Consider the following 24,165-nt stretch of genomic DNA (forward strand, 5'->3'; position numbering starts at 1 on the left):
CCGCAAGCCGCCACACGGCCAGCAGGTAGGTAGCAGGCGGAATACCGCTCGCACGCCGGGCAGATGCTCGACAAAGCCGGCCGATAGGGTGCATTGGTCGCTACCCTACTAACCCGCAAACCCTCTCCCTGCAACAACCGACCCAGTTGCTCAGTCTGCATGGCCATGCCACCATTCGGAGGTGGAATTGGGCCCACAACCCAAGGTGCAAAGAAGCTCCGTCATACCAGACCGCCATAAACCTGCTGATAGCGCCCCACACTGGCCGCCCAGGTGCGCTCCTGCTCCACAAACGCGCGCCCACGGTCGCGCATCGACCGCCAGTCATCCCGACGGGCCAGCAGGTCATTCACCGCCGCCGCCAGTGCGTCCGCGTCACCCGCGGTAAACAGCATGCCGGTATCGCCGTGGCGCACCAGTTCCCTATGGCCTCCCACATCCGATGCCACTACCAGCCGCCCCTGGGCCATGGCCTCCAGCGGCTTCAATGGCGTCACCAGATCCGTCAGACGCATGGGCAGGCGTGGGTAGGCGAAGACATCCACCAGATTGTAGTAGTCCTGAACCCGTTCGTGGGGCACCCGGCCGGTAAGGATGACCGCTTCTTGCAAATCGAGTTTCGCAATGGTCGCCCTGATCTCCGCTTCCTGCGGTCCGCCACCTACCAGCAGCAGGCGCAACTCAGGATGCTGGCACTGCAACGCCGGCAGGGCCTGCAACAACAGGGGTATCCCCTCGTAGGCATAGAAGGAGCCAATAAAGCCCAACACCGTCTTTCCCGTCAGGCCGAGTTGCTCTTGCAGTTCGGACACGGCGGGGGCACCAAAGGTAAAGCTGTCGGTATCGACCGCGTTCGGTATGACCGTAATCTTGGCGGCATCTATGCCCCGCCCGGCGATTTCAGCTCGCAAACCCTCACAGATGGTAGTGACGGCATCGGCGCGCCGAAAAACGCGCGTTTCAAGCGCTCGTGTGACGCGATATCGCGGCCCCCACTCCCGACTCGTGCCGTGATCCACCGCGGCATCTTCCCAAAAAGCACGGCACTCATAGACCACTGGCAAACCAAGTTCACGACCGGCACGCAGGGCCGCCAGGCCATTCAACGCTGGCGAGTGCGCGTGGAGAATGTCCGGCTGTTCAATCGCTGCCACCTCCACAATGCGCCGCGCCAGCGTTGTCACCACCTCCCACTGGTCAAGTACGGGCAAGCGGTATAGCGGGTTGTTGCCGGGGCTTGTGCGGTAGAAGTGCAGGCCATCGACGGTTTCTTCCGCTACGTCACTCACCCCCTGCTTGAGCCCGGTCACGTGAGCGGTGTGCCAGCCCAGGGCGCGCTGGCACCGCAGAATATTGCGCGTACGAAAGGTGTAACCACTGTGCAGGGGTATGGAATGATCGAGGATATGCAGAATACGCATCGGGCCTCCGCTCACGCCGCTACCACAAACTGGTCATCACGCACCGTGGCCTGGAACATCAACAGGCTCCACAACGGGGCACTGTGATCGCGTCGTCCGGACTGGTGCTCATCAAACAGTCGCGCCAGATACTTCTGATTGAACAGCCCGGTGGCCGCGAGGCCGCCGGACTCCAGGAGATCCTTCCGTAAACGTTCCTTCAGCGGGCCGCGGAACCACTTGGCCAGTGGCACACCAAAGCCCATCTTGTCGCGGTACAGCACATCCTGCGGCAGGCGGGACTCGAGTGACTTCTTCAACAGATACTTCCCTTCCTGGCCGCGCAGTTTCCATTCCGGGGACAAGCCGGAAACCCATTCGGTCAGCGGGTGATCCAGCAGGGGTACCCGCACTTCCAGCGCATGGGCCATGCTGGCGCGGTCCACCTTGGTCAGGATGTCGCCCACCAGGTAGGTTTTCATGTCCAGGTACTGAATCATCGACAGCGGATCGTCGGTGGGGCTGTTAGCCGCATGTTCATCAAATACGCTGTGTACCGAATAGCCCTGCAATTCGCGCTTGAAGTTGTCGCTGAACAGTGCAGCACGCTGCTCATCGCTGCAGATCGACACCGAATGCAGGTAGGCCTGCACCGAGTTTCGCGCCAGCGCCTGAAAGGTTGTTTTTGCACGGAATACCCGGGGCGCCCAATCCGCCTTGGGATACAACCGGCCAAGAGCGCCAAAGACGGGTTTGCGCAGGCCCAATGGGAGCGCCTGCCGCAAACGCTCTTCGTGCATATGCCAGCGATAGCGCCGGTAGCCCGCAAAGTGTTCATCACCGCCATCACCTGACAGGGCCACCGTCACCCGTTTTTTGGCCAGCTGACACACACGGTAGGTGGGAATCGCCGAACTGTCGGCGTAGGGTTCATCGTAGAGCGCGGCGAGCTCGTCAAGAAGATCAAAGTCCTCGCTACTAACGATTTCCTGAAAGTGGTTGGTGTGATAACGCTCTGCGACGCGTGCGGCATACTCGGTTTCATTGAACTGCTTGACATCAAATCCGATAGCACAGGTGTTTACCGGATCGCTCTGCAACTCCGCCATCATCGCTACAACCGCGCTGGAATCCACACCGCCCGAAAGGAAGGCACCCAGCGGCACTTCGGCCACCATGCGCACCTGCACCGCCTCCCGCAGCCTGGCGATCAACTCGGCCTGCAGATCGGCCTCACTCGCCACCGTCACCGGCTTGAAGGGAATATCCCAGAACTGATTTTGTGCGGGCACGGGCTCGCCATGACGGAACAACATCGTGTGGCCAGGGCGCAACTTGAATACATCGCGATAGATGGTTTTCGGCTCCGGCACATATCCCAGTGCGAAATAATCCTCGACAGCCTGTGGCTGTAACGCGCGGGGCAGCCCGGGGTGCGCCTTGATCACCTTGAGCTCGGAACCGAATACCAGCTGCCCATCTGCCAGCACACTGTAGAAGAGGGGCTTAATGCCGAACCGATCCCTGGCGAGAAACAGGCTGCGGGTATTCGAATCGTACACGGCAAAGGCGAACATACCGCGGAAACGCTCTACACAGCGCTCACCCCAGGCTTGCCAGGCATAGAGAATGACCTCGGTGTCACAGTGCGTGCGAAAGTGGAAACCGAGCGCTTCCAACTCACTGGCAAGCGCTTTGAAGTTGTAGATTTCCCCGTTATAGACAACACAGAGTGTGTTATCCGCACTGAACATGGGCTGCTGCCCACTGGCCAGATCAATAATGGACAGCCTGCGGTGAGCGAGGCCGACCCCAGGCGCCAGGAAAACACCGCCCTCATCAGGGCCGCGATGAAACTGGGTCTGATTCATGGCTTCGAGCAAAGCACGATCCGGCTCGCGCTGCTGGGTCAGATCAAAAATACCGGCAATGCCACACATAGTCAGGTCCTGAATACTGGGAAAAATCGGCTTGATCGGCAATTCATTTAGCCGAAACCTCCCGAGGTGAATCGTCCGTTGAGCGACCAGCGGTACGAACAAGATCACGGACCCTGTCAATTGGCGATTGCAGTGCTACAACCACGACCTGTGAGACCGCCAATGTTACTATCACAGCTATTAAAAATGGCACTGGTGACGAAAGATCGGCAGAGAAACCAATAAGCTGAAAGAAAGCAATACAAAGAAAACCAACCTGAAAATGCATCAAGTAGATGGGATAGCTTAAATCCCCAACCCACTTGTCGATCACCTTCGCTGAACCCTGTAAATCCACAAACGAAAGGGCCAGCACAAGAAAAGAGCAGATAACGAAACTGAGGTAAAATCCGATATTCTTCCAAACCAAGAAATTTACAAAAAAGGAGTTCAGGATAAAGCATAGCGAAAGTGTGGCTAGTATTGATACCTGATTCCTGATTACAAATGCTCGAAAGCGATGGCGTTGAAAGAATATTAATGCTCCCGTGGAAAAAGGCAGGCTGGCAGCGGCAAAAGAAAAATATGTGTCTGACCACGGGAAAAATGGCGAGCTTGCAGTTACATGATAGAGGACACTGCAGAAGAACCAGACAATAACGAGATTCATACTTCTCGACAACCCAAATCCTATAAGAGCGTAGAAGAACAACTCTACTGTCAAAGCCCATGCCGGCGGAGAGAGACGGGCAGAGCTCAGATCTGGGAACAAAATAAACGCATTCTTGACTATTTCGTTGAATGTACTCGGGTAACGCATTGCACTATGAAAATCAGTAATCGTGCTCACTCCGAAAAGAAACATCAGACCAAGAGTAAACAAACATGCGACCCAATAAACGGGGTAGATCCTGAGACCACGATTAACTGCATACCGAAAAATACCCTGAGACGAAAAACCGTAGTTATGATGCATTATTGCTGTCATCAGGTAACCGCTAAGAATATAAAAGCCAAAGACAGCATATTTGCCTACTACAGGAACCTCTCCCAGATGCTGGAGCACTACCAAAAGAGCAAGAACTGTTCTATATATTCCGAACACCTGATTACGCCTCGAGACTGATCATCGAATGCAAACTAAATACACGGTAAAGGCAAATTAGAAATGCATGCATTTCATCGAGCACCAGTGGTGCCTAGTAGTACGTCGTAAACTTCTAAGTACGCGGCGACCGTGGCCTCCCAGTCAAAATCCCGTTGTACACGCCGCACAGCGGCGTGAGCCATTTGCTCGCACTGCGCGGGGTCTTCGACTAGTGTCAGTAGTGCATTCGCCAATGCTGTTACATCACCCACCGGGACCAGCAGTCCAGTAACCCCATCCTCCACCAGTTCTGGGTTGCCACCTACACGAGTGGCGACAACAGGCAAACCACTGGCCATGGCCTCCAGAACAGTGTTGGAAATGCCTTCACCCAGAGAAGGCAATACGAACACATCCAGACACGCTAGCAGCTCAGGTATGTCGTCCCGGTCACCAGCCATCCAGACGCTGCCCTCTATCCCCAGTTCTGCAATCAGGTTCTCCAGCGCGGAACGTTCGGGCCCATCGCCGACGAGTATACAGCGCAGGCTGTTCCTTTGCTGAGGGCTCGAACGCAATACCTCGGCAAAAGCGAGCAGAAGGGTCCTTTGGTCCTTTACCGCCGCAAGCCGCCCTACAGTACCGACGACTCTACACTCCGTGCCACCCCAAAAGCCTTCGGGCATACCCGACACTGCGATCTCTGCGGTGCCGCTTGCCAGACAAGAATCGCCATTTTTCATACTCCGCGGCGAAAACCTGTCATGCGCCACCCCGTTGTATATCTGCACGACTTTGTCGTCGGGGATGCCCACAGCGGTAACCAACCAGTCAGCAAGGTCACGGCTGACCGCGATGAATCGATGGATCAACGGGCTCAGGGCCCTACGCAACAGCTTGTACTTGGAATTGCTGCCATCAAGGTCACTCACATCCCTGCCATGCTCACCGTGCACCCGCTTACAGCCCGTCAACAATAAACCCAACGCCTGCGTCTCAAGGGCAGCAAGGTTACGTGTGTGCACAATAGCAGGCCGCAAGCGACGTAGCGTACGCCACAATCGCCAATACATACGCAGGTCGTGCCCTGGTTTTTTGTGCAGCTCAATTACCTCAACGCCGGGCATCCTGATTCGTCCCGCAAACTCTTCACTACGCGTCAGGCAGATAATGGTGTGCCGATACCGCTCGGGAGGGCATCGATTGATAATGTTTATCAAACCATTTTCCAGACCACCGGTGCCCAATGCAAAAATAACATGGACAACAAGAGGCGGGGTGTTAGTGCTCGCGGTCATTTCTTATTCAGCGCATCTTCTATGTTGCGTAGATGGCTATGCATAAAATTCTCAAGCACACGGCGTGACTCATCCTTATCCTTTACCAAAGGAGTCGCAAGGAAGAGCCGGCTTCCCACTCTACGACCTTCAAAGAGAACTTGCTTGGCTTCCAAGACTTTTACGCGGTACGGGTTGGCTGTGTATTCGCTGCCAACCCTATAGAAGCTCCAAACGAGTAGTCTCAGTTGTTCCGATGATTTCGCCAGTTCGGCTTCATCAACATAAATGTCCTCTACACCCACGTTGACTTGACGTGTCTGCTCTTTGACCAAGCGCCAAAGAGATCGATCTATTCTCCAAGCCTCGCCGCTACTAACTAACTCGGCACCTGGTACCTGATTCAGATATTGGTATAGCCCTACCATAACTATTGACTCACCAAGGTAGTATTCATGCGTTACTCGGTCTGCCCCATTCTGATTTGGAAGCCATTCCCACTGTGGATCCTTGGTAATGATCCAACCGGGAGCAGGCTTCGCCGGCTGCAATGCTTGCGCACTCTCCAACTGGTTTGAGGCAAAAACGCCTGAGAATCCTGGCGCCGCAATGAGCACCAGCAGTAACAGCAGGAGTACTTTCGGCTGGGAGAAGGACGTGGTGCGGTCAACAAAAGTGTTCCCAGCGTCACTTTCGCTCACCAGGAATTGGGGCTCTGCTTCTTGCCAAAAACTGCCAACCCAAAAGAGGAGAAGCATGACAACGCCAAAGAACACCCAACCATAGATGAGATGATCGACCCCGGTTGCCAATTCCATCCCGGAAAGGTGCCCAATCATAACGATTCCATAGGCGCGCAGGCTATTCGCTACCACTGGCAGCAAGATAGCGAACACGATAAAAATTATCTGTGTGCGTAGACTGCGATAACTTAAGTAGGCATATAGCAACCCAAGGGTGAAGGATGCGATAAGATAACGAACCCCACTGCAAGCCTCCACGACCGACCAGTGGCCGGTGGGCAACGTCAGGTACATTCCCTCTCGGTAGACTGGAATTCCGCTTAGACGCACAAGATATTCAGTGCTGTCTGCTGTTAACTCCATCAAAGGGGGTATCAGGCCCTCCCCCATCGGCACAGCTAAAAACAGGAAACACAGGGGAAAAGCGATACGCTTGGCCAGTTCAGTGCCGATAAGCGCCCAAATTCCGGTGACCGCAATCCATACCAAGGCAAGCTGTTGAACCAGATTCACGTCAACCAGCCAGCCAGCCAGCCAAAGGAGAGCGCCCAAGAACGTCAACACTATTACCCAAGGAGAAGGGTTTACATTTTGCCCTACTAGAGCGGCTCTCTGTCTTCCGATCAACCACAAGCTGATTGGAAGAACCAGAAAGCCGTGAGCGAAGGTCTCCCCCTCCACCCAAACCTTAACCATTGACATCACTGTCTCGTGAAACACAGACAACACGGCGAGGAAGTAGAGTGCTGGCAAGATCACACCAGAGTAGGTTTGACGCCACCTGCCCAACTGAACACTTGTGTCAAACATTCGGGCAATCCCTCGCATAGCACGGCATTTGCTTTTCGTTAGCCAACAACAAGACAACTTCTGGCAGGTTTTGCTGCCAGCTGAATCCTTTTACTACACATTGGCGTGCCCTTTCTCCAATAAGCGGATACTCATCGTTCAAGAGGGCAGTAATGATCTCCTGGTAGTCATCTGCTGTCTCCGCCAAGAGCACTTCCTCACGATCGGTTGCGGCTATACCCTCCAAACCTTTATCGCTAACAAGGACTGGGCACGCCATCGCCATGGCTTCTAGCACTTTGTTTTGAACCCCGCGCGCGATCCGCATTGGTGCAACTGCTGCCATGGCGTACTTCAAAAAGGGCCTCACATCGGCAACACGTCCGGTTACCGCAACACTGGGGTGTTGCGATAATCGCCGCACAGAGCGCACAGGACTACCACCTACAATAGTGAACGTAATTTTTGGGTTTACGCGAAGTAGTTCAGGCAGCACACTTTCTACAAACCAGACTACTGCATCGACGTTTGGCCAGTAGTCCATTGCGCCCGTAAATACCAATGGGATGCTGCCCTCGGCATAAGGGTTGATCCGAGGGCCAGCTTCGTCAAAGTCGGGATCAAAGTAGTCACAGTTCACCCCATTGTTGTAAAACCCGATTTTATGTGCGGTCTGTGGGGAAAGCCTGTGAAACAAGTCAGCCTCGGCTGATGAGACAAACAGCCCCGCGTCGAACTGGTCCGCGAGCGCCTGTTCCAGCGCCAGCAGGCAGCGCGCCTCGCGACGGTACACCCAGCTCAGGGGCCATGGCTTCTGCGCCGCATACTGTTGCCATTTGTCTGAATCAACATCCACAAAATCGATGACCTTGCGCTTGAACGCAGCACCCTGGGCGGGCAGAAACTGCGCCATGGAAGATGAATAGACAATGGCGTGCTCGATGCCGCACTGCTGCGTGGTACGTTCTGCCCAGTGCCGCATTTGCCTATCGCGATAGTAGGGAACCGAAAGCGCTTCACCGGTGAGAAACCCCAAGACGCTGCGCAAGGTGGCCAGCCGCGCGTTGAGCGGCCGCAGAAACACACTCGCGCAATATTTCTCCAGTTCCGGCACCCAGGGCCAGTCGTCCGGGTCATCCACAAAGCTGCCCAGATGGATATCGAAATGCTGGCTCAGGTGATGCAGGAGATGGAACGAACGAATCTTGTCACCCTTGTTGGGTGGATAAGGGATACGGTGGCACAAAAACAGCAGCGGGGGCTTCGGCGTGTCTCCCATGCGCCTATCCCAGACTGCGGGCCAACGGTGGCCCCAACAGGTTGGCAACCGGCAAGGGCAGTCGCTGCCAGGCATTCACCAACAAGCGGTACTTCGGGTTACTGGGGTTGACGTCAGGCACCTGATCGCTGTTGACCAGAAAATATTCGTAAGGCAGCGGTTGCGGCTGGAAACCCCAGTTTTTCTTGAAGTCGAAAGGCCCTGTGTCGCGCTTGCTGCGTCCGAAGTCATACAGCGTTACGCCCTCTTCGGCACTGCGACGCATCAGGTCCCAGTACATGAAATGGTTACAACCACGAATGCTGCGAGCGCGGGCGATGCTGCCGCCGTAGTAGGGCAATACCTCGTTGCGGAAATAGAAGCTCATCACCCCGGCGACATCCTCGTCGCCCTGGCGAATCATCAGCACGCGGCAATCTCCTGCAAACTCGGCGCGCAGTGCGTCAAGGTAGCGTCGGCTGAACACCGGAGTACCCAGATTGCGCACACTCTCTGCATACACGCGATACAGGCGCTGGGTGCCCTCGACCTCCTCGCCCTCCAGCCCTTCCTGAATACCTTTGCGAATCATGGCGCGCTGGCGATTGGGGATGGCCTTGAGGTTGGCATCGTTATCCGCGGTGATTGGCTTGCGAAAGGTGTAATAAAGCTCTTTCACAGGCCACCCGCTATCACTGCTTGCGCAATTGCGCAGTTCCAGGGCATCTACACCGAGGCGCACGGCCAGAGCCTCGGCCTCGCGCCGCAACACGCCAGCGGCCTGTTCATGCGCTGAGGCGATTCCCCCATACACACAGAAAGGCAGGCCGGCCAGTTTGTATCCGAACAGACGACTGCGCACCTCCGCGAGCGGCAGGACGCCCACCACGGCCCCATTTTCCTCGGCCAGCAAAAAATGGCAGCGATGTCGCAAGGCGCCTTCCAGCACCCGTTTCCAACCGAAGCGATGAAAGAAGGTGGCCTGCGGGCATTGCTGTACGAACCGCTCCCAGGCCGGCTCGTCAGCGGCTTCTGCACAGCGCACCCGCACCGTCACGCGCCCACCTCCTGCCGCAGACCGCCACGGGCGCCTGAGGCGCCAAAGGCCGGCTGCGGCAACGTTTCCGGCGCGGCTATCGCCGGGGCAAATACGCGATCCATACGGTCCCAGCGAAAATCACCCAGCAGCCGCTGCAGGCGTGACTCCATCCGGCCCAGGTTCAGGTAGTGGCGAAAGCGTGTGCGGGCGGTCAAACCCGGCGGCCGGGGTTGTTCAGGATCGATTTCCCAGGGGTGGAAATAGAAGTGGGCACTCTGGGCTTCTCTGTGGTTGATCCGGCGTAGCGCCCAACGTGAGAACGCGTAGGGAAACAGGCGGAACCAGCCTCCGCCGCCACAGTTGATATTGCGCCCGGCGAGGGGCAGCGTGGTCACGGGAATTTCCGCCAGCCGGCCCGACGCCGCGGAAAAGGCAAAACGTGGCGCTTCCGGCATCCCGTAGAGGTCATGTCGGATAGGCGCGATGCTGGAACTGTAGCGATAGCCCGCATCAGCCAGCGTATCCAGGGCCCAGAGGTTGTCGCGACCGATGGAGTAGCTGGCCGCGCGATAACCCTTGACCTCAACACCGGCGATGTCTTCCAGCAGGGCCTTGGTACGCCACACATCATCGAGGAATGCCGGGGGCTGCTGGGTGGTGACCCGTGTGTGCTCCCAACCGTGACTGGCAAGCTCATGGCCTTCAGCGACTATCCGGCGCACCATCTCGGGGTGGCGCTCCGCCACCCAGCCAAGCGTAAAGAAGGTGGCCTTGACGTCATGTCTATCGAACAGTGCCAGGATGCGCTCGACATTGGCCTGCACACGCAGCGGGGTCGTCTCCCACTCTGCGCGACTCACCTGCGACTCAAACGCGGAAACCTGGAAATAGTCCTCTACATCCACCGTCATGGCGTTCACTGTGCCAGCCGATGCAACACTCATGCTTGTCGCGCACCCCCACACCAGCGCGCCAGAATGGATGCGATGCGCTGTGCGGCCTGGCCATCCCAGTACTCAGGCTGGCGGCCCGCCTTGCCGCCCCCCTGAATCACCTCACGGTAGGCCTTGCGGATGGCCGCAGACTCTGTGCCGACAACGGTGTTCGTGCCCTGTTCAACGGTAATTGGCCGCTCTGTGCTCTCGCGCAGCGTGATACACGGCACACCCAGGGCCGTGGTTTCTTCCTGGATGCCACCGGAATCCGTCAGCACGACACGCGCATCGCGCATCAGGCCGAGCATTTCCAGGTAACCCTGTGGCGGCAGCAGGAGGATATCCGCCCCAGCGATCACGGCATCGAGGCCCGCGTCACGGATGCGGGCGCGCGTGCGCGGGTGCACTGGAAACACCAGCGGCGTCTCGCGACTGATATCGACGAGTTCCGTCAGCAGGCGCCGCAGCACCGTGGGATCATCCACATTGGAGGGACGGTGCAGGGTGAGCAAACCGTAGCCCTCTGTGAAGCGGGGGCCCGCCTCGGCCAGCGTGCTGGCTGAGGGTGTCGCCGACGCCAGATTGTAGCGCAGGGTATCGATCATCACGTTACCGACAAAGAACACCTTGTCCCGGCTGATGCCCTCGCGCTCCAGGTTGTCAGCCGCGGACATCTCCGTCGTGAACAGCAGGTCGGACAGCTGATCCGTGAGGATGCGATTGATCTCCTCCGGCATACCGCGGTCTCCACTGCGCAAGCCCGCTTCAACATGAATAACTGGTATACCCTTTTTCACCGCGACCAGGGCACAGGCAATAGTGGAATTGACGTCCCCCACCACTAACACCGCATCCGGCTGCTGCGCATCCAGCACAGGCTCAAACTTGAGCATGATCTGGGCCGTCTGCTCGGCGTGCGTGCCAGAGCCCACTCCCAGGTCGACATCGGGCTCCGGAATGTGCAACTGCTCGAAAAAGGCGTGCTTCATCGCCGCATCGTAGTGCTGCCCCGTGTGCACAAGGCTGGCGCGGAGTCCGCTCCCGGCCGCGTTGAAGGCACGCATGATGGGGGCGATCTTCATGAAGTTGGGCCGCGCACCTACTACACAGAGAATGTGCGCGCCTGTCTGTTCACTCATGATCGAGACGTCCTAGAAGGCGTGTCTGACGTTGAACGTTATCCGGTTCTCGTCGTAGTTATTCAGCGCGAAGTCTGAATCCTGTGTCAGGAACTGGTAGGCCAAGGTCAGTGTGGTGTCATTGCCGAGCTGGCGCGTAAGGCCCAGGCCAGCCAGCCAGCTTTCGCTGTTTTGGCCAAAGCCGCCAAAGTTCCCGCCCTCTCCCTCACGCTCGTCCCAGCGCAGGCGTGCGTTGACCGACAGCGTACTGGACAGATTGCGCGTAAACGTGACCCCCGCGTCCCTGAACGTTCCCTTTGCGCCATCGTCCGCACGCTGCTGCTGCGAATCCGACGCAGAAAACGTCGCTGAACTCCTGCGCGCCTCGAATCGGTAGCGCAACTCAAAGCGCTCGTCCAACACCGGCGAATTCCCGATGAATGTCGGCAACCCTTCGTTGCCCAACAAATCGCCGGGCAACTCCCCAAAGCCGGGGCCAAACGGGTCATTCGGGTCGACCAGGCTGGCATCGGCGCCACGCAGCGTGCGCGGCAGGGTGAGTGTGCGCACGTAGCTGGCGCTCAACTCGCTGCGCTTGTGGCGGTAGCGGATATCTGCCCGGGGGGTGCTGCCAAAAAAGCGCTCGCCCGTGCCGACATTGACTTCCACCCGGGAGTTGGGCGTCCAGCGAACACCCACATCCCAGTAGCTGCCATCGATATCGTCTCGCTGGCTGGTGAACTCGTTCCATTCCTCACCCGCGAGGCCATTCAACTGCAGGCTGTCCAGCACCTGGAAACCGAGGCGGAACTCGGCATTGGACAGCTCATTGTCGAAAGCCGGCTGGAAGTCCGTGGCTTCGTAGTTGATCTTGCTGTACTGACCGCCGAGCCCGGCACTCAGGCGCCCCGTTCCCGGCAGAGAGTCGAGGTCGAATTCTACGCGATCTTCATCGCTGTTGCCGTAGATATCGGCGTCATTGAACTGCTCGTTATACGCGTAGCGCAGACGCAGGTTGGCCGCCTGCGCCAGCCGGCGCTGCAACAGCGCACCTACCGTATAGTCGTAGACGATGTTGGTATTGTCTCGGCCATTGCCGGTGCCGGGTGGGCCGAAGGGGTTCAGCGCATTTTCCCGTGCAGAGGCCGCGGCATCCAGTTGCAGCCAGTTCTCCACCAGCTCGTAGTCGCTGTTGAAACGCACACTCGGAATGAAGGACTTGCGGTTGCTCAGATTCGAGGCCTGGCCGGTTTCACACTCGAGGTCGCTGTCCCCCAGCGAATTGTACTCAACCGCCGCCTGCAGGTTCAGGTTGCCGCGTGCGCCGCGCCCGGTGACGCTGACATCGGGCCGCGCTGTCGCCACCGCCTTGCCTTCCTTGTCGTTCGGTGCCAGGCAAATATTGTCGGAGTAGTAGCCACCCACCGACATGCCCGCGTTGGTTTCCCAATCCGCGGAGAGTGCCGGCAGCGTTGCCAGTAATCCCGCCAGCGCGGTGAGAGCGAGCGTCGGGCCACAGTGGCGCCCGTCGCTGCGATAGGTGACGGTGGGTTGTACGCGCCCACGGACTGCTAAGCCGGCTTTCTGTGGACTCTTCACGGGTTCATGGCCCTCGCTGCATCCTGATCCGCCGCCTCGGCGGCCTCGGCACGGCCACCATAACCATACCCGTAGCCATACCCGTAGCCGTAGCCGACACCCATACCGAACAGACCCATGCGCCGGCGCGAGGCGCGGTTCAACATGACCGCCACCATCTTGTCGGCGCCGATGTGTTCCAGCGCCTCCTTGACCGCGTGTTGCGGCGTAATGTCTGCCGAGGCGACAAACACAATCTGCCCCATAAAACTGGCCAGCACGCCCGCCTCGGTGGTGAGCAGCAGTGGCGGTGAATCAAAGACGATGATGCGATCGGGGTAACGGGCGGAGAGCTCCAGCATAAACTGGTGCATGTTTTCACTGGCCAACAGCTCTGTGGAATGTTCGTCGGCGGTGCCAGCGGGCAAGACGCGCAGCTTTTCCATGTTGGTGCGCAGTATGACGTCTTCCGGTTTCGCATCGCGACGCAGGACATCAAGCAGGCCCGGTGTACCAGCGGGAATGCCCAGACGGTGCCCAGCCGTGGCCTTGAGCACATCCGCATCGACAAACAAGACGGTCTTGTCCCGCTCCATGGCGATACTCATCGCCAGATTGATCGATGAAAACGTCTTGCCATCCCCCTGCAAGGCGCTGGTGACCATAATCAGGTTGGCATTGGGAATGGGCGTGGGTGACGCGCCAGAGGCGTTTTTCAGCAGAGGCCGCTTGATGGCGCGAAACTCCTCGGCGATAGCACTACGCGGAATCGCGGGCGTAAGAAAACCCTGAGCATGCAGCGCATCGAAGGGAATATGCACTTCGGCGCCACTTTGCCAGTCAGAGTCCTCGTCGCGCTGCTCTGCGACGGTGGCCTGCTGCGGCTCGCTTACGCCGGCCCGCTCCACCGTATTCTGCGGCTCAGGCTGCGGGGGCTGCGACTTCTTGGCCGCCTCCATCTGGCTGAGGGCTTTCTCGATTGTACTCATTGTTCTGCTCTCCGGCCCCTGGGCCTGCTGTCAGCCGAACCGGCCCCGATAACGGACATCATGCTGTCATCCCCGGCGCGATGAGCACACCGGCAAACGCGACCAACAAGGCCCCGCCGCACACCGCAAACCCCGCCAGACGCCACAGGCTGCTGCGCTTTTCCTCCGGCGACTTGTTCCAGGTGACGGTGCCCAACAGGGGCAAACCCGTCGAATGTGCCAGCATGCGGGCGTCGGTCACAATCGGATGCACCAGCGTCAGCAGCAGTGCCACGCCCACACCCGCACCCAGCGCAACGATCAGCACGCCGGCGTTCAACAGCAGCTTGTTGGGCTTGCTGGGTTTACGCGGCACAAACGGCGGATCGATAACGCGGAAGCTGACTTCACCACCCGTGCTTTCCACATCGCCGGACAACCGCGCGGACTCACGCCGCTCCAGCATCTGCTGATGCTGCCGTGCGATCACATCGTAATCGCGATTCAGTTGCTTCAGCTCGGCTTCAACTTCGGGAATCTGATTCACCTTCGCCGCCAACTCGTCGGCACGGCGCTCGAATTCGGCGACGCGCACCCGCAGCTCGGCGGCTTCGGCTTCGGTCTGCGCCAGCATGCTGCGCATGCCCTGGTAGACCGGGCTGCTGGCCAGGCCACTGAACGAGGCACCGGGCTGTTCCCGCATGCGCGCGTACTCCGCCTGCCGCTCCGCCTCCAACTCCTCGATAAGACCGCGCAGGCGCACGACTTCGGGGTGCTTCGCCGTATAACGCGCCAGCAATCCGTCCATCTGCAGCTGCAGGGACTGCACCCGGGCATCCAGCGGCGACTGCGCCATGCCGGAGGAGCCTCCCGCTATAAACACAGGGTCCTCACCCTCGATTTGGCGCTGCAACTCACGGCGGCGGTTCTCGACTTCGCGCAATTGCAGCTGCGCCTGCTGCAAAGCACCCCGGGTTTCCTGCAGGCGGCTGTAGTAGTCCCCGCCGCCCCCGGGCAACACGTCGACATTCTGTTGCTTGAACATGGCCAGCCGGCGCTCGGCCTCGACCAGCCGCTGCTCCGACTCTGCGATTTGCTGTTGCAGGAAGCTCTGCGCGTCGGAACTGTCCTCGCGTTTGTCACTCATGGAGTTTTCGATGAACACCGTGATCAGCGCCTGCGCCACGCGCCGGGCGGTCTCCCGGTCTGGGTCCGTCACGGAAATGGTATAGAGCGAGGTGTTGCCACGACTGCCGGACAGCCCAATGGACTCCTGCATACGCTTGATCAACGCTTCTTTCTCGACCTCCGTGGTCGCCCCGAGGTCCAGATCGGTCATGCGCGCCAGCCGCTCCATATTCGGCCGGCTGAGCAGCGTCTGGCTCATCATCTGGATACGCTGGTTTATGTCCGGCGTGATGGTGAGCCCACGCATGAGTGGGCGCAGGACGGAGTTCGTATCCACGTGCATGCGGGCCGTCGCCACGTAGGACTCCGGCATCTGCCAGACGTAAGCCCAGCCCGTGAGGGCCAACACCCAGGCCGTGCCGAGCGCGAGCCAGCGGTGTCGCCAGACGCCCAGCACATAGCTGACCAGTTGCGCAAACACATCCTGCATGGCTCGCTACTCCGCGACCGACCGGAACCGCACCCGACTCATCAGAACCAGCTCTCGGAAATGATGACGATATCGCCGGGCTGCAGCGCCATGTTCGCCGAGATGTCGCCCTTCTTCAGAAGGTCATCCAGACGCAGGCCGTAGGAGTCCTGCGTGCCACCGTGGGTACGTACCAGTACCGATTTATTGCCCGCGGCAAACTCGGTCATCCCGCCCACCGCGATCATCAGGTCGAGCAGCGTCATGTGCTGTCGATAGGGTACGCTGGAGGGTGTTGCTGCTTCGCCCACGACGCGCACCTGCTGCTCAGGCACGCCCACAAACCCGTTGACGATGACACTGACCACGGGCTGGCGCACGTAATCGCCATAGGCTTTCTCGATATCACGCGCCAGTTCGGTCGAGGTACGACCACTCGCCTGCAGATCCTCAACCAGACGCGTGGTGAACTTGCCGTCCGGACGCACAATGCCCGTCGTGGTGAGTTCCGGGTTACCCCAGACGAAAATCTCCATCGTATCGCCGGGACCGATGACATAGTTGTAATCTGGCGCCGCAGACCGCTCAGCGACCGGCGCCGGTGGATGCGAGGCACAGGCCGCCAGGGTCAAGACCATCAGCGCTGCCAGCACGCGGGCAACAGGCGAACGCCCCTCTGGAAGTTCGGTGAATATGCTCATCTTCTTCTACTCCTCAGCGAGCCATTGGCGGCCCATTTTGTTTTACCACGTTTGCCAGGTGCCACGTCGTCAGCACAAAAACAACTGCCAGCGTAACAACAGGTAACCACATTCGATGGGCAATATCCCACCGTTTTCCCCACTATTCCAGAAAAAACCCGAAGCTGAACCCGGTAGCCGCCCAGGCGACCAGGGCAATGGACGCCAGCAGGATTCCGCCGATCACCCAGCCCCCGCCTAGCTCCCCGCCCGGGCTCTGGGCACTGTGGCCGCCGCGCGCCGCGGTGGTCGGCTTCGTTACCCGCCCCTTTTTGGCGGGCGCAGCGCGCCGTGTCCTACCCGACGCCACGGTAGCTCCACCCGGTGTCGGCCTCCCCTTGACGGAAGGCTGGTCACTCGCCGCGTCCTGTGCTGTTGATGCTGGCGCAGGAGCGGGCGCAATCGTTTCCGTGGCGCGCATCGCGTCCACCGCTGCGGTAACCGCGACTTCTGTCTCCACATGCCCGTGTATCGGCGCTGGAACTGATTCGTCGGTGCCGGTGCGCCGCGCCGTCACGCCGGCGGCGCCGGCAACCACCGTCAGGTGCTGACGCCCCCGAACCACCTGCTGTTCCGGCTGCTGCAAAACGGCACCCTGCGACTGAATAGTATCTCCGGTTGTTGCCTCGCCCGATTGCTGCTGCGCAGCCTCCTCTGCATCGTCAACAGCCTCGTGCTGTGCGTCGGCGTCGACCTGCGCCGCCGCAGGCTCTTCATCCGGTGTGTCCTCCAGCCCGTGAAAATCCGCCTCGGACCAGCTGGCGCCAGCAGCCAGATGCTCGTCCTGCAGTTCGCCGATCACCTCGCGCACATCCGCGACTTCCACACGATGCCGCTGCTCCAGCGCGCAGTGCAGCAGCAGTCGACTGCAAATAAGGTTGATACGCCGCGGTATCCCTTCACTGAACTTGTACACCAAGGGGAATACGGCCTGACTGAAGGCCGGATCGCCCCGCCAGCCGACGACATCGAGGCGATGCAGAATGTACTCCCGGGTTTCTTCCATCTCGAGTGACTTCAGGTGGCTGGCCGCAACGATGCGCTGGTGCACCTGTTCCAGCTCCGGGCGCAGCACCAGCTCCCGCAGCTCGGGTTGGCCAAGGAGGAAGATCTGCAGCAGGGGCTTCCCAGCCACCTGGATGTTGGTCAGCAGACGCAGCTCTTCCATTGCAGACACTGCGAGATCCTGTGCCTCATCGACGATCAGCAGCGCACGCCGCCCATCGCGGTGCCAGGCGCGCAGCTGCTGGGTGAGCCGCTGCAGCAACTCGCCTTTTTCCACGACATCAACCGCCACCCCGAACTCATAGGCGACGAGCTTCAGCAAGTCGTCAGCTTTCAGCTGGCTGCACACCAGGTTGGCCACCCGCACGTTTTCGCCGCTGAGGTGTTCAATCAGCGCGCCGACCAGCGTGGTCTTGCCGGTGCCGGGGCGACCGGTGACCATGACGAAGCCTTCCTCACGCATGAACGCATACGCCATGTAGGCGCGCGCTTTGATATAGCCCTTGTGCGCATAGGCAAACGCATGGTCCGGGCTGAGCCGGAAGGGCTCCGAATTGAAGCGGTAGAACTGGTCGTACATGGCGACGCGTCTCTACGGGTTGCTCGTTATGACCCTAATGGTGCAGGCAAAGCCATTGTACCGCAAGGTAACATGTGCCTTGACTTCCCGGATTGTGAACCAGTTCAAGGCAGGCACACACGGCACTATAGCCGCCAGAGTGCCACTCCGGCCGCTGCGGCCTCTGCACGGTCCAGCACGCCCTTCACGTCGATGACCACTCCGCCCGGCGCCAGAATGGGGGTGACCACATCCAGGCCCTTTGCCAGATACTCGGCATGCGGCACAGCCAACACCACAGCATGCGCCGCGGGCAAGGACGCCCAGCCGACCAACTCGATGCCGTACTCCTCCTCTGCCTCCGCCGCATCGGCGAGGGGGTCGTGCACAGTCACATCGCAGCAGTAGTCCTGTAATTCGCGGATGATGTCCTCAACCCGCGAGTTGCGCAGGTCCGGGCAGTTCTCCTTGAAGGTAAGACCGAGCACGGTGACGCGCGCTCCTGCCACCGGATGGCCCCGGCTGACCAGCTGCTTGACCGTCTGCTCGGCGATGAACTTGCCCATGCCATCGTTCGTTTTGCGCCCGCCCAGCACGACCTGCGGATGGTAGCCCGCGCTCTCGGCCTTGTACGTGAGGTAGTAAGGGTCCACGCCGATACAATGCCCCCCCACCAGACCGGGGCGGAACGGCAGGAAGTTCCATTTGGTGCCCGCCGCCTCCAGCACATCCAGGGTGTCGATGCCCAGCTTGTTGAAAATCATCGCCAACTCGTTCATCAGGGCGATATTCAGGTCGCGCTGGGTATTCTCGATGACCTTGGCCGCCTCAGCCACTTTCACACTGGCGGCGCGGTGCACGCCGGCGTCAACCACGCTCTCGTAAAGTCGGGCAACGCGATCGAGGGTGGCAGGAGTGTCCCCCGAAACCACCTTGGTGATGGTCTCCAAGCGGTGAACCTTGTCACCGGGGTTGATGCGTTCCGGCGAGTAGCCAATGAAAAAACCGGCATCCGCCGCGACATCCTCTCCGCTGCGACCCGCCCAGGTCAGCCCTGAACCGGCCTCCAGCAGGGGCACGCACACTTCCTCCGTACACCCCGGGTATACCGTGGACTCGAAGATGACCACCGTGCCCGGGCGCAGGTGTTGCGCCACAGTGCGCGACGCCCCTTCAAGGGGACTCAGGTCCGGCCGATGGGCGTGGTCAATCGGCGTCGGCACCACCACAATAATAATAGACGCCTCAGAAAGCGCCGCAGGCTCGGTGGTGAACTCCAACTGTGAAGCCGAAGCCAGCGCCTCTGGCGACACCTCGCCACTCGGATCATGGCCGGCACGGTAATGGGCAAGCTTGCGTGCATTCAGGTCGAAGCCGATGGTGCGGCGCTTGCGGCCGAAGGCGACCGCCAGAGGAAGGCCAACATAGCCAAGCCCAACAATTGCTACCGTTTCTTGCATGGATAAATCGCTCATTTGGATGACTGCCCCATAAACCACGCCGCGGTGCGGGCCAGACCTTCTTCAACCGCGTACTGTGGCGTATACCCCAGCAGGCGCGCTGCTTTGCTGATGTCCGCCTGGGAATGCCGTACATCGCCTTCCCGGAAATCTGCGTAGACCGGCTCCAGGGCGGCCAACTCCGGACTACGCTCACTCAACAGGTCACGTATGCCGTAGTACAGGGCGTTCAGCGTTGTGCGCCCGCCGTAAGCCACGTTGTAGACCTGGTTCACCGCCTCCGGCGACTCCACGGTGGCCGCCAGCAGGTTGGCTTGCACCACGTTGTCGATGTAACAGAAGTCGCGCGAGGTTTCGCCATCACCGTTGATCTGGCAGCGCTGCCCGGCGGTGAGTTCGCCGAACCAGCGCGGAATAACGGCAGCGTAGGCACCCTGCGGGTCCTGCCGGGGCCCGAACACATTGAAATAGCGCAGGCCAACCGTCTGCATGCCGTAGGCCCGCCCGAACACATCCGCGTAAAGCTCGTTGACATATTTGGTCACGGCGTAGGGCGACAGCGGCTTGCCAATCTCGGCCTCGACCTTGGGCAAACCCGGATGATCACCGTAGGTCGATGACGAGGCGGCATAGACGAAACGCCTGACGCCGGCGTCACGCGCGGCCACCAGCATGTTGACAAAGCCATCGATGTTGGCGGCATTGGTCAGGAGAGGATCCTCCAGAGAGCGGGGAACACTGCCCAGCGCTGCTTCGTGGAGCACGTAGTGGACACCCTCCACGGCCTGCCGACAATCCGCGAGCGAACGGATATCCCCCTCCTGGAATTCGAAGCTGCCCGCCCCTGGCGCCTCCTGGTGCAACGCCTCAAGATTGTGACGGTGGCCGGTTGCGAAGTTGTCCAGGCCGCGCACATGCTGACCCAGCTGCAGCAGACGCTGGCACAGGTGCGAGCCGATGAACCCTGCGGCACCGGTCACCAGCCAGGTCACCGGGCTCGCCCGCAGCGCACCCTCGGTTGCTTCGATTGTTCTCATTCCCCACTCTTCCCCATTCGGAACAGGCGCGGCGGCGCGACCCTGTAGACCTGAAATGTGCTGCGTTTGGCATCTACGCGCTGTCAGCGTTTACACACTGTTACACTGAGTATAAGGTCTGAACGCTATCACGGCCATGCCTGCACACGCAGCGCGGCATAACACGACAGATTCGGCGGGGAGTGGGACAATCGGATGATGGGCAATATCGGCCTGATAACGCACCTGATTGCCGCCACCAGTTTCGGACTGCTGGCCCTGCTGCTCGTCTTTCAGTGGCGCGTGCAGCCACTGGGTATCAGCCTCGTGCTTGCCTGCACGGCCTCCGCACTCTGGTCCGCCATCATCGGGCTTGGCACACTGGCAGAGTATCCCCCCGTCCACCTGATACAGGTCGCAGAACTGGTCCGCAATATCGCCTGGGTGTACTTCCTGCTACAACTGCTTGGCCTGCAGACCGACGGCGCCTCGCTCACCCTGCGCGGCCGCGACTGGCGGCCGCTGTTCTACCTGGGTTCTGCGGTCGCCCTGTTGATTATGCTGGCGCCGATGCTGGCACCACTGGGAGGCCTGCACTTCGGCTACGAAGTCACGCTCGGCCTGTGGCTGGCCTTTGCCCTCGGCACGCTGTTGGTTGTGGAACAGCTCTACCGCAATGCCACCACGGCGGAGCGCTGGTCGCTGAAGTTTCTCTGTTTCAGCCTGGGCGCCATCGCCGCCTGGGACTTCTTCATGTACTCCGAGGCCCTGCTGTTCCGTCGCCTGGACCCGGACCTGTGGCAGGCGCGCGGACTGGTCAACGCGGTGGTCACACCGGCGCTGGGTATTGCCTTTGCACGCTACAGCTCATGGCGTGTGAAACTCCAGGTCTCCCGACAGGTCGTCTTCCATACGGTCACGCTGGTGGGTGCCGGCATCTACCTGCTGGGCATGGCCGCGATCGGCTACTTCCTCAAGTTCATGGGAGGCACCTGGGGTACAGTGCTGCAGCTCGCTTTTCTGGTCGCCGCCGCAACGCTGCTGTTCAGCCTGCTGTTCTCCGGCCGCCTGAGAGCGCTACTGCGCGTGCAGTTGAGTAAACACTTCTTCAGCTATCGCTATGATTACCGTGAGGAGTGGTTAAAGTTCACCCGGGCACTCGCCAGCCTCAATGAAGAAGTCGCTGAGGGGATCATCCGGATCATGGGCCCGCTGGTCGACAGCCGGGCTGGGCTGCTGTGGGGCGGCAGCGAGGGCCAACCCCTGCGCCTGCTCGCACACTGGGAGATGAGCGTTCCCGAGGGCGCCGCCGAAGAGGGCCTCGGGGCGTTGCCCGCCTGGCTGCAGCGCACAGACTGGGTGATCAACCTGCAGGAATGGCGGGCCTCGCCGGATGTCTATGTTGACCTGCAACTGCCGCGTTGGTTGCGGCAGGATGAATCGCTCTGGCTGATCATCCCACTGGTCTTCCGCGACCGCCTGGAGGGTGTATTGATGCTGCGACGGTCGGAACTGAAGGACAGTATCAACTGGGAAGACCGCGACCTGCTGAAAACCGCCGGCCGCCAGGCCGCCAGCCACCTGGCTCAGCATCTGGCGAGCCAGGCACTCGTTGAGGCGCGGCAGTTCGATGCGTTCAACCGCTTATCAGCGTATGTCGTGCACGACCTGAAAAATATTCTGGCGCAGCAGTCCCTGATCGTATCCAATGCTGCCAAGCACCGCCATAATCCGGCATTTATTGATGACATGATCGCCACTGTCGACAACTCGGTGGCGCGCATGCAGCGCCTGATGGAGCAAATGCGCAGCGGTATGCGCAGTGTCAGTGCGGCTGATGTTGAGCTGGAACCACTGCTGCGCCAGGTCGTTGAGGGCAGGAGTAGCGCCCGGCCCATCCCCAGTCTTGCAGGCCTCGACCACCCGGTGCACGTGGAAGCGGACAGCGAACGGATCGCCACCGTATTCAACCACCTGATCCAGAACGCACAGGAGGCGACCCCGGCCGATGGCAGCGTCAGTGTGCAGATCACCACCGGCGACAACCAGGTGATCGTGGACATCAGCGACAGCGGCCGCGGCATGGACGCCGAGTTCCTGCGACTGCGACTGTTCCGCCCCTTTGAATCCACCAAGGGCCTGACCGGTATGGGCATCGGCGCATTCGAGAGCCGGGAGTACATCCGCCAGCTGGGTGGCGATATCAGCGTGCAGAGCGAGCCGGGCGTCGGGAGCCGTTTCCGGGTGACCCTGCCCCAGGCCGGCGGACTCTCAACGAGCAACATGGAATAACCGGATACAACATGGCAAAGACAACAACCAGACACCTGTTGGTGGTAGAAGATGACAAGGGGCTGCAGAGCCAGCTGCGCTGGGCCTTCGACGGCTACGAGGTGGCCATCGCGGGAGATCGCAGCGAGGCCATCACCGCACTGCGCCGCTTCGAGCCCGGTGTGGTGTTGCTGGATCTCGGGCTGCCGCCTGATCCGGGGGGCGTCACCGAAGGTCTCGCTACTCTGCGCGAGGTCCTGAGCCTCGCGCCGGAAACAAAGGTGATTGTGGTGACCGGCGACAACGACCGCGCGAACGCGGTGAAGGCGATTGCCGGTGGCGCCTGGGATTTCCACCAGAAGCCCGCCGATGCGGAGCTGCTGTCGATGCTGGTGGACCGCGCCTATCACGTCTATGCCCTGGAGCGGGAAAACCTGCGGCTGCAGAAAGCCAGCGAGAACATGCCGCTGCGCGACATCATTGCGGTCAGCCCGGAGATGCTGAAGGTGTGTCGCACCGTGGAGAAAATTGCGCCCACCGACATCACCACGTTACTGCTTGGCGCCAGCGGCACCGGCAAGGAGCGCTTCGCACGCGCGCTGCACGAACTGAGCCCCAGGGCGGGTAAACGCATGGTGGCCATCAACTGTGCCGCGATTCCGGAAAACCTGCTCGAAAGCGAACTGTTCGGGTATGAAAAAGGCGCCTTCACCGGCGCCAACCAGCAGACCATCGGCAAAATTGAATATGCCAACGAGGGCACGCTGTTCCTCGATGAAATCGGCGACTTGCCGCTGGAGTTGCAGGCCAAGTTGCTGCGCTTTCTGCAGGAGCGCGTGGTCGAGCGTATTGGAGGGCGTAAAGAGATACCGGTTGACGTGCGTATCGTGTGTGCGACGCACCAGAACCTGGAAGAGCAGATGCGAGAGGGTCGCTTCCGTGAGGATCTCTATTACCGAATCAGTGAAATGACGATCAAGATTCCCGCGTTGAAAGATCGCACCGGTGACACGGCCGTGCTGGCCAAGGCATTCCTGTCGCGCTTCACCGCCGAGCTCGGCAATGGTGGCCGCAGCTTCGACAGCAGTGCCCTCGAAGCGTTGGAACGCTACACCTGGCCAGGCAATGTGCGGGAACTGGAGAGCCGGGTGAAACGGGCGGCCATTATGGCTGACGGCCCCCAGGTAACCGCAGAGGATCTGGAACTCGACACGCAATCCACCGAGGATGCCCTGCCGTTGAACCTGCGGCAGGTGAGGGACGCAGCGGAGCGGGGGGCGATCATCCGCGCGATGGGGCATGCCGGGGACAACGTCTCGGAAGCGGCAGCGTTGCTCGGTGTAACCCGGCCGACCCTGTACACTCTACTGGAAAAGTACGGTCTCAAATAACCGGAGCTCTCTGCG

The 24,165-nt window shown here is 60.0% G+C and carries 18 protein-coding genes; 2 read left to right on the top strand and 16 right to left on the bottom strand.

Going from position 1 to position 24,165, the window contains the following annotated elements:
• Nucleotides 1-221 precede the first annotated feature (221 nt).
• From R3E49_RS11690 to R3E49_RS11765, 16 genes are all read right to left on the bottom strand, one after another.
• On the bottom strand, nucleotides 222-1,421 hold the full coding sequence (locus tag R3E49_RS11690; RefSeq protein ID WP_371295211.1) for a TIGR04063 family PEP-CTERM/XrtA system glycosyltransferase: 1,200 nt from the start codon (nucleotides 1,419-1,421) through the stop codon (nucleotides 222-224).
• A gap of 11 nt (nucleotides 1,422-1,432) precedes the next feature.
• Nucleotides 1,433-3,340: an XrtA/PEP-CTERM system amidotransferase gene (locus R3E49_RS11695; RefSeq protein WP_371295212.1), complete on the bottom strand. Its 1,908-nt coding sequence runs from the start codon at nucleotides 3,338-3,340 to the stop codon at nucleotides 1,433-1,435.
• A gap of 43 nt (nucleotides 3,341-3,383) precedes the next feature.
• Complete coding sequence (locus R3E49_RS11700) at nucleotides 3,384-4,424, bottom strand: acyltransferase family protein (RefSeq protein WP_371295213.1); 1,041 nt, start codon at nucleotides 4,422-4,424, stop codon at nucleotides 3,384-3,386.
• Nucleotides 4,425-4,498: 74 nt separating this feature from the next.
• Nucleotides 4,499-5,704, bottom strand: coding sequence for a TIGR03088 family PEP-CTERM/XrtA system glycosyltransferase (locus R3E49_RS11705; protein ID WP_371295214.1), 1,206 nt, complete (start codon nucleotides 5,702-5,704; stop codon nucleotides 4,499-4,501).
• Nucleotides 5,701-7,236 carry an exosortase A gene (gene xrtA, locus R3E49_RS11710; RefSeq protein WP_371295215.1) on the bottom strand — a complete coding sequence of 512 codons (1,536 nt, stop codon included), beginning with the start codon at nucleotides 7,234-7,236 and terminating at the stop codon, nucleotides 5,701-5,703. The genes R3E49_RS11705 and xrtA overlap by 4 nt, the downstream gene beginning before the upstream one ends.
• Nucleotides 7,229-8,494, bottom strand: a complete 1,266-nt coding sequence (locus R3E49_RS11715) for a TIGR03087 family PEP-CTERM/XrtA system glycosyltransferase (RefSeq protein ID WP_371295216.1) — start codon at nucleotides 8,492-8,494, stop codon at nucleotides 7,229-7,231. Before R3E49_RS11715 ends, xrtA begins: the two co-directional genes overlap by 8 nt.
• A gap of 4 nt (nucleotides 8,495-8,498) precedes the next feature.
• Nucleotides 8,499-9,530, bottom strand: a complete 1,032-nt coding sequence (locus tag R3E49_RS11720) for a FemAB family XrtA/PEP-CTERM system-associated protein (protein WP_371295217.1) — start codon at nucleotides 9,528-9,530, stop codon at nucleotides 8,499-8,501.
• The gene (locus R3E49_RS11725) at nucleotides 9,527-10,456 is read right to left on the bottom strand and encodes an XrtA system polysaccharide deacetylase (protein ID WP_371295218.1); all 930 of its coding nucleotides are present in this window, start codon (nucleotides 10,454-10,456) and stop codon (nucleotides 9,527-9,529) included. The genes R3E49_RS11720 and R3E49_RS11725 overlap by 4 nt, the downstream gene beginning before the upstream one ends.
• On the bottom strand, nucleotides 10,453-11,586 hold the full coding sequence (gene wecB / locus R3E49_RS11730) for a non-hydrolyzing UDP-N-acetylglucosamine 2-epimerase (protein WP_371295219.1): 1,134 nt from the start codon (nucleotides 11,584-11,586) through the stop codon (nucleotides 10,453-10,455). The genes R3E49_RS11725 and wecB overlap by 4 nt, the downstream gene beginning before the upstream one ends.
• 12 nt (nucleotides 11,587-11,598) lie before the next feature.
• Nucleotides 11,599-13,164 carry a TIGR03016 family PEP-CTERM system-associated outer membrane protein gene (locus R3E49_RS11735; RefSeq protein ID WP_371295220.1) on the bottom strand — a complete coding sequence of 522 codons (1,566 nt, stop codon included), beginning with the start codon at nucleotides 13,162-13,164 and terminating at the stop codon, nucleotides 11,599-11,601.
• Nucleotides 13,161-14,132: an XrtA-associated tyrosine autokinase gene (locus tag R3E49_RS11740; RefSeq protein ID WP_371295221.1), complete on the bottom strand. Its 972-nt coding sequence runs from the start codon at nucleotides 14,130-14,132 to the stop codon at nucleotides 13,161-13,163. The genes R3E49_RS11735 and R3E49_RS11740 overlap by 4 nt, the downstream gene beginning before the upstream one ends.
• A gap of 58 nt (nucleotides 14,133-14,190) precedes the next feature.
• The gene (locus R3E49_RS11745) at nucleotides 14,191-15,729 is read right to left on the bottom strand and encodes an XrtA system polysaccharide chain length determinant (RefSeq protein ID WP_371295222.1); all 1,539 of its coding nucleotides are present in this window, start codon (nucleotides 15,727-15,729) and stop codon (nucleotides 14,191-14,193) included.
• A 41-nt stretch (nucleotides 15,730-15,770) separates the two neighbouring features.
• A complete protein-coding gene (locus tag R3E49_RS11750) occupies nucleotides 15,771-16,409 on the bottom strand; it encodes an XrtA/PEP-CTERM system exopolysaccharide export protein (RefSeq protein WP_290745863.1) in 639 nt (212 codons plus the stop codon).
• 142 nt (nucleotides 16,410-16,551) lie between these two features.
• Nucleotides 16,552-18,033: an ExeA family protein gene (locus R3E49_RS11755; RefSeq protein WP_371295223.1), complete on the bottom strand. Its 1,482-nt coding sequence runs from the start codon at nucleotides 18,031-18,033 to the stop codon at nucleotides 16,552-16,554.
• A gap of 125 nt (nucleotides 18,034-18,158) precedes the next feature.
• Nucleotides 18,159-19,472, bottom strand: coding sequence for a nucleotide sugar dehydrogenase (locus tag R3E49_RS11760; protein ID WP_371295224.1), 1,314 nt, complete (start codon nucleotides 19,470-19,472; stop codon nucleotides 18,159-18,161).
• Nucleotides 19,473-19,483: 11 nt separating this feature from the next.
• Nucleotides 19,484-20,509 (bottom strand): SDR family oxidoreductase, encoded by a 1,026-nt coding sequence (locus tag R3E49_RS11765; RefSeq protein WP_371295225.1) that lies wholly within the window; start codon nucleotides 20,507-20,509, stop codon nucleotides 19,484-19,486.
• A gap of 195 nt (nucleotides 20,510-20,704) precedes the next feature.
• Here R3E49_RS11765 and prsK point away from each other — a divergent pair, with 195 nt between their 5' ends.
• On the top strand, nucleotides 20,705-22,780 hold the full coding sequence (gene prsK / locus R3E49_RS11770) for an XrtA/PEP-CTERM system histidine kinase PrsK (protein ID WP_371295226.1): 2,076 nt from the start codon (nucleotides 20,705-20,707) through the stop codon (nucleotides 22,778-22,780).
• Between the two features lie 11 nt (nucleotides 22,781-22,791).
• A complete protein-coding gene (prsR, locus tag R3E49_RS11775; protein ID WP_371295227.1) occupies nucleotides 22,792-24,150 on the top strand; it encodes a PEP-CTERM-box response regulator transcription factor in 1,359 nt (452 codons plus the stop codon).
• Nucleotides 24,151-24,165 lie beyond the last annotated feature (15 nt).

The organism is Haliea sp., from assembly GCF_041395985.1.
Classification (GTDB): Bacteria; Pseudomonadota; Gammaproteobacteria; order Pseudomonadales; family Halieaceae; genus Haliea.

Coding starts and splice junctions, on each gene's coding strand:
- R3E49_RS11690 (WP_371295211.1), bottom strand. CDS start 1,421: ATGCGTATTCTGCATATCCTCGATCATTCCATACCCCTGCACAGTGGT.
- R3E49_RS11695 (WP_371295212.1), bottom strand. CDS start 3,340: ATGTGTGGCATTGCCGGTATTTTTGATCTGACCCAGCAGCGCGAGCCG.
- R3E49_RS11705 (WP_371295214.1), bottom strand. CDS start 5,704: ATGACCGCGAGCACTAACACCCCGCCTCTTGTTGTCCATGTTATTTTT.
- xrtA (WP_371295215.1), bottom strand. CDS start 7,236: ATGTTTGACACAAGTGTTCAGTTGGGCAGGTGGCGTCAAACCTACTCT.
- R3E49_RS11715 (WP_371295216.1), bottom strand. CDS start 8,494: ATGGGAGACACGCCGAAGCCCCCGCTGCTGTTTTTGTGCCACCGTATC.
- R3E49_RS11725 (WP_371295218.1), bottom strand. CDS start 10,456: ATGAGTGTTGCATCGGCTGGCACAGTGAACGCCATGACGGTGGATGTA.
- wecB (WP_371295219.1), bottom strand. CDS start 11,586: ATGAGTGAACAGACAGGCGCGCACATTCTCTGTGTAGTAGGTGCGCGG.
- R3E49_RS11740 (WP_371295221.1), bottom strand. CDS start 14,132: ATGAGTACAATCGAGAAAGCCCTCAGCCAGATGGAGGCGGCCAAGAAG.
- R3E49_RS11745 (WP_371295222.1), bottom strand. CDS start 15,729: ATGCAGGATGTGTTTGCGCAACTGGTCAGCTATGTGCTGGGCGTCTGG.
- R3E49_RS11750 (WP_290745863.1), bottom strand. CDS start 16,409: ATGAGCATATTCACCGAACTTCCAGAGGGGCGTTCGCCTGTTGCCCGC.
- R3E49_RS11755 (WP_371295223.1), bottom strand. CDS start 18,033: ATGTACGACCAGTTCTACCGCTTCAATTCGGAGCCCTTCCGGCTCAGC.
- R3E49_RS11760 (WP_371295224.1), bottom strand. CDS start 19,472: ATGCAAGAAACGGTAGCAATTGTTGGGCTTGGCTATGTTGGCCTTCCT.
- R3E49_RS11765 (WP_371295225.1), bottom strand. CDS start 20,509: ATGAGAACAATCGAAGCAACCGAGGGTGCGCTGCGGGCGAGCCCGGTG.
- prsK (WP_371295226.1), top strand. CDS start 20,705: ATGATGGGCAATATCGGCCTGATAACGCACCTGATTGCCGCCACCAGT.
- prsR (WP_371295227.1), top strand. CDS start 22,792: ATGGCAAAGACAACAACCAGACACCTGTTGGTGGTAGAAGATGACAAG.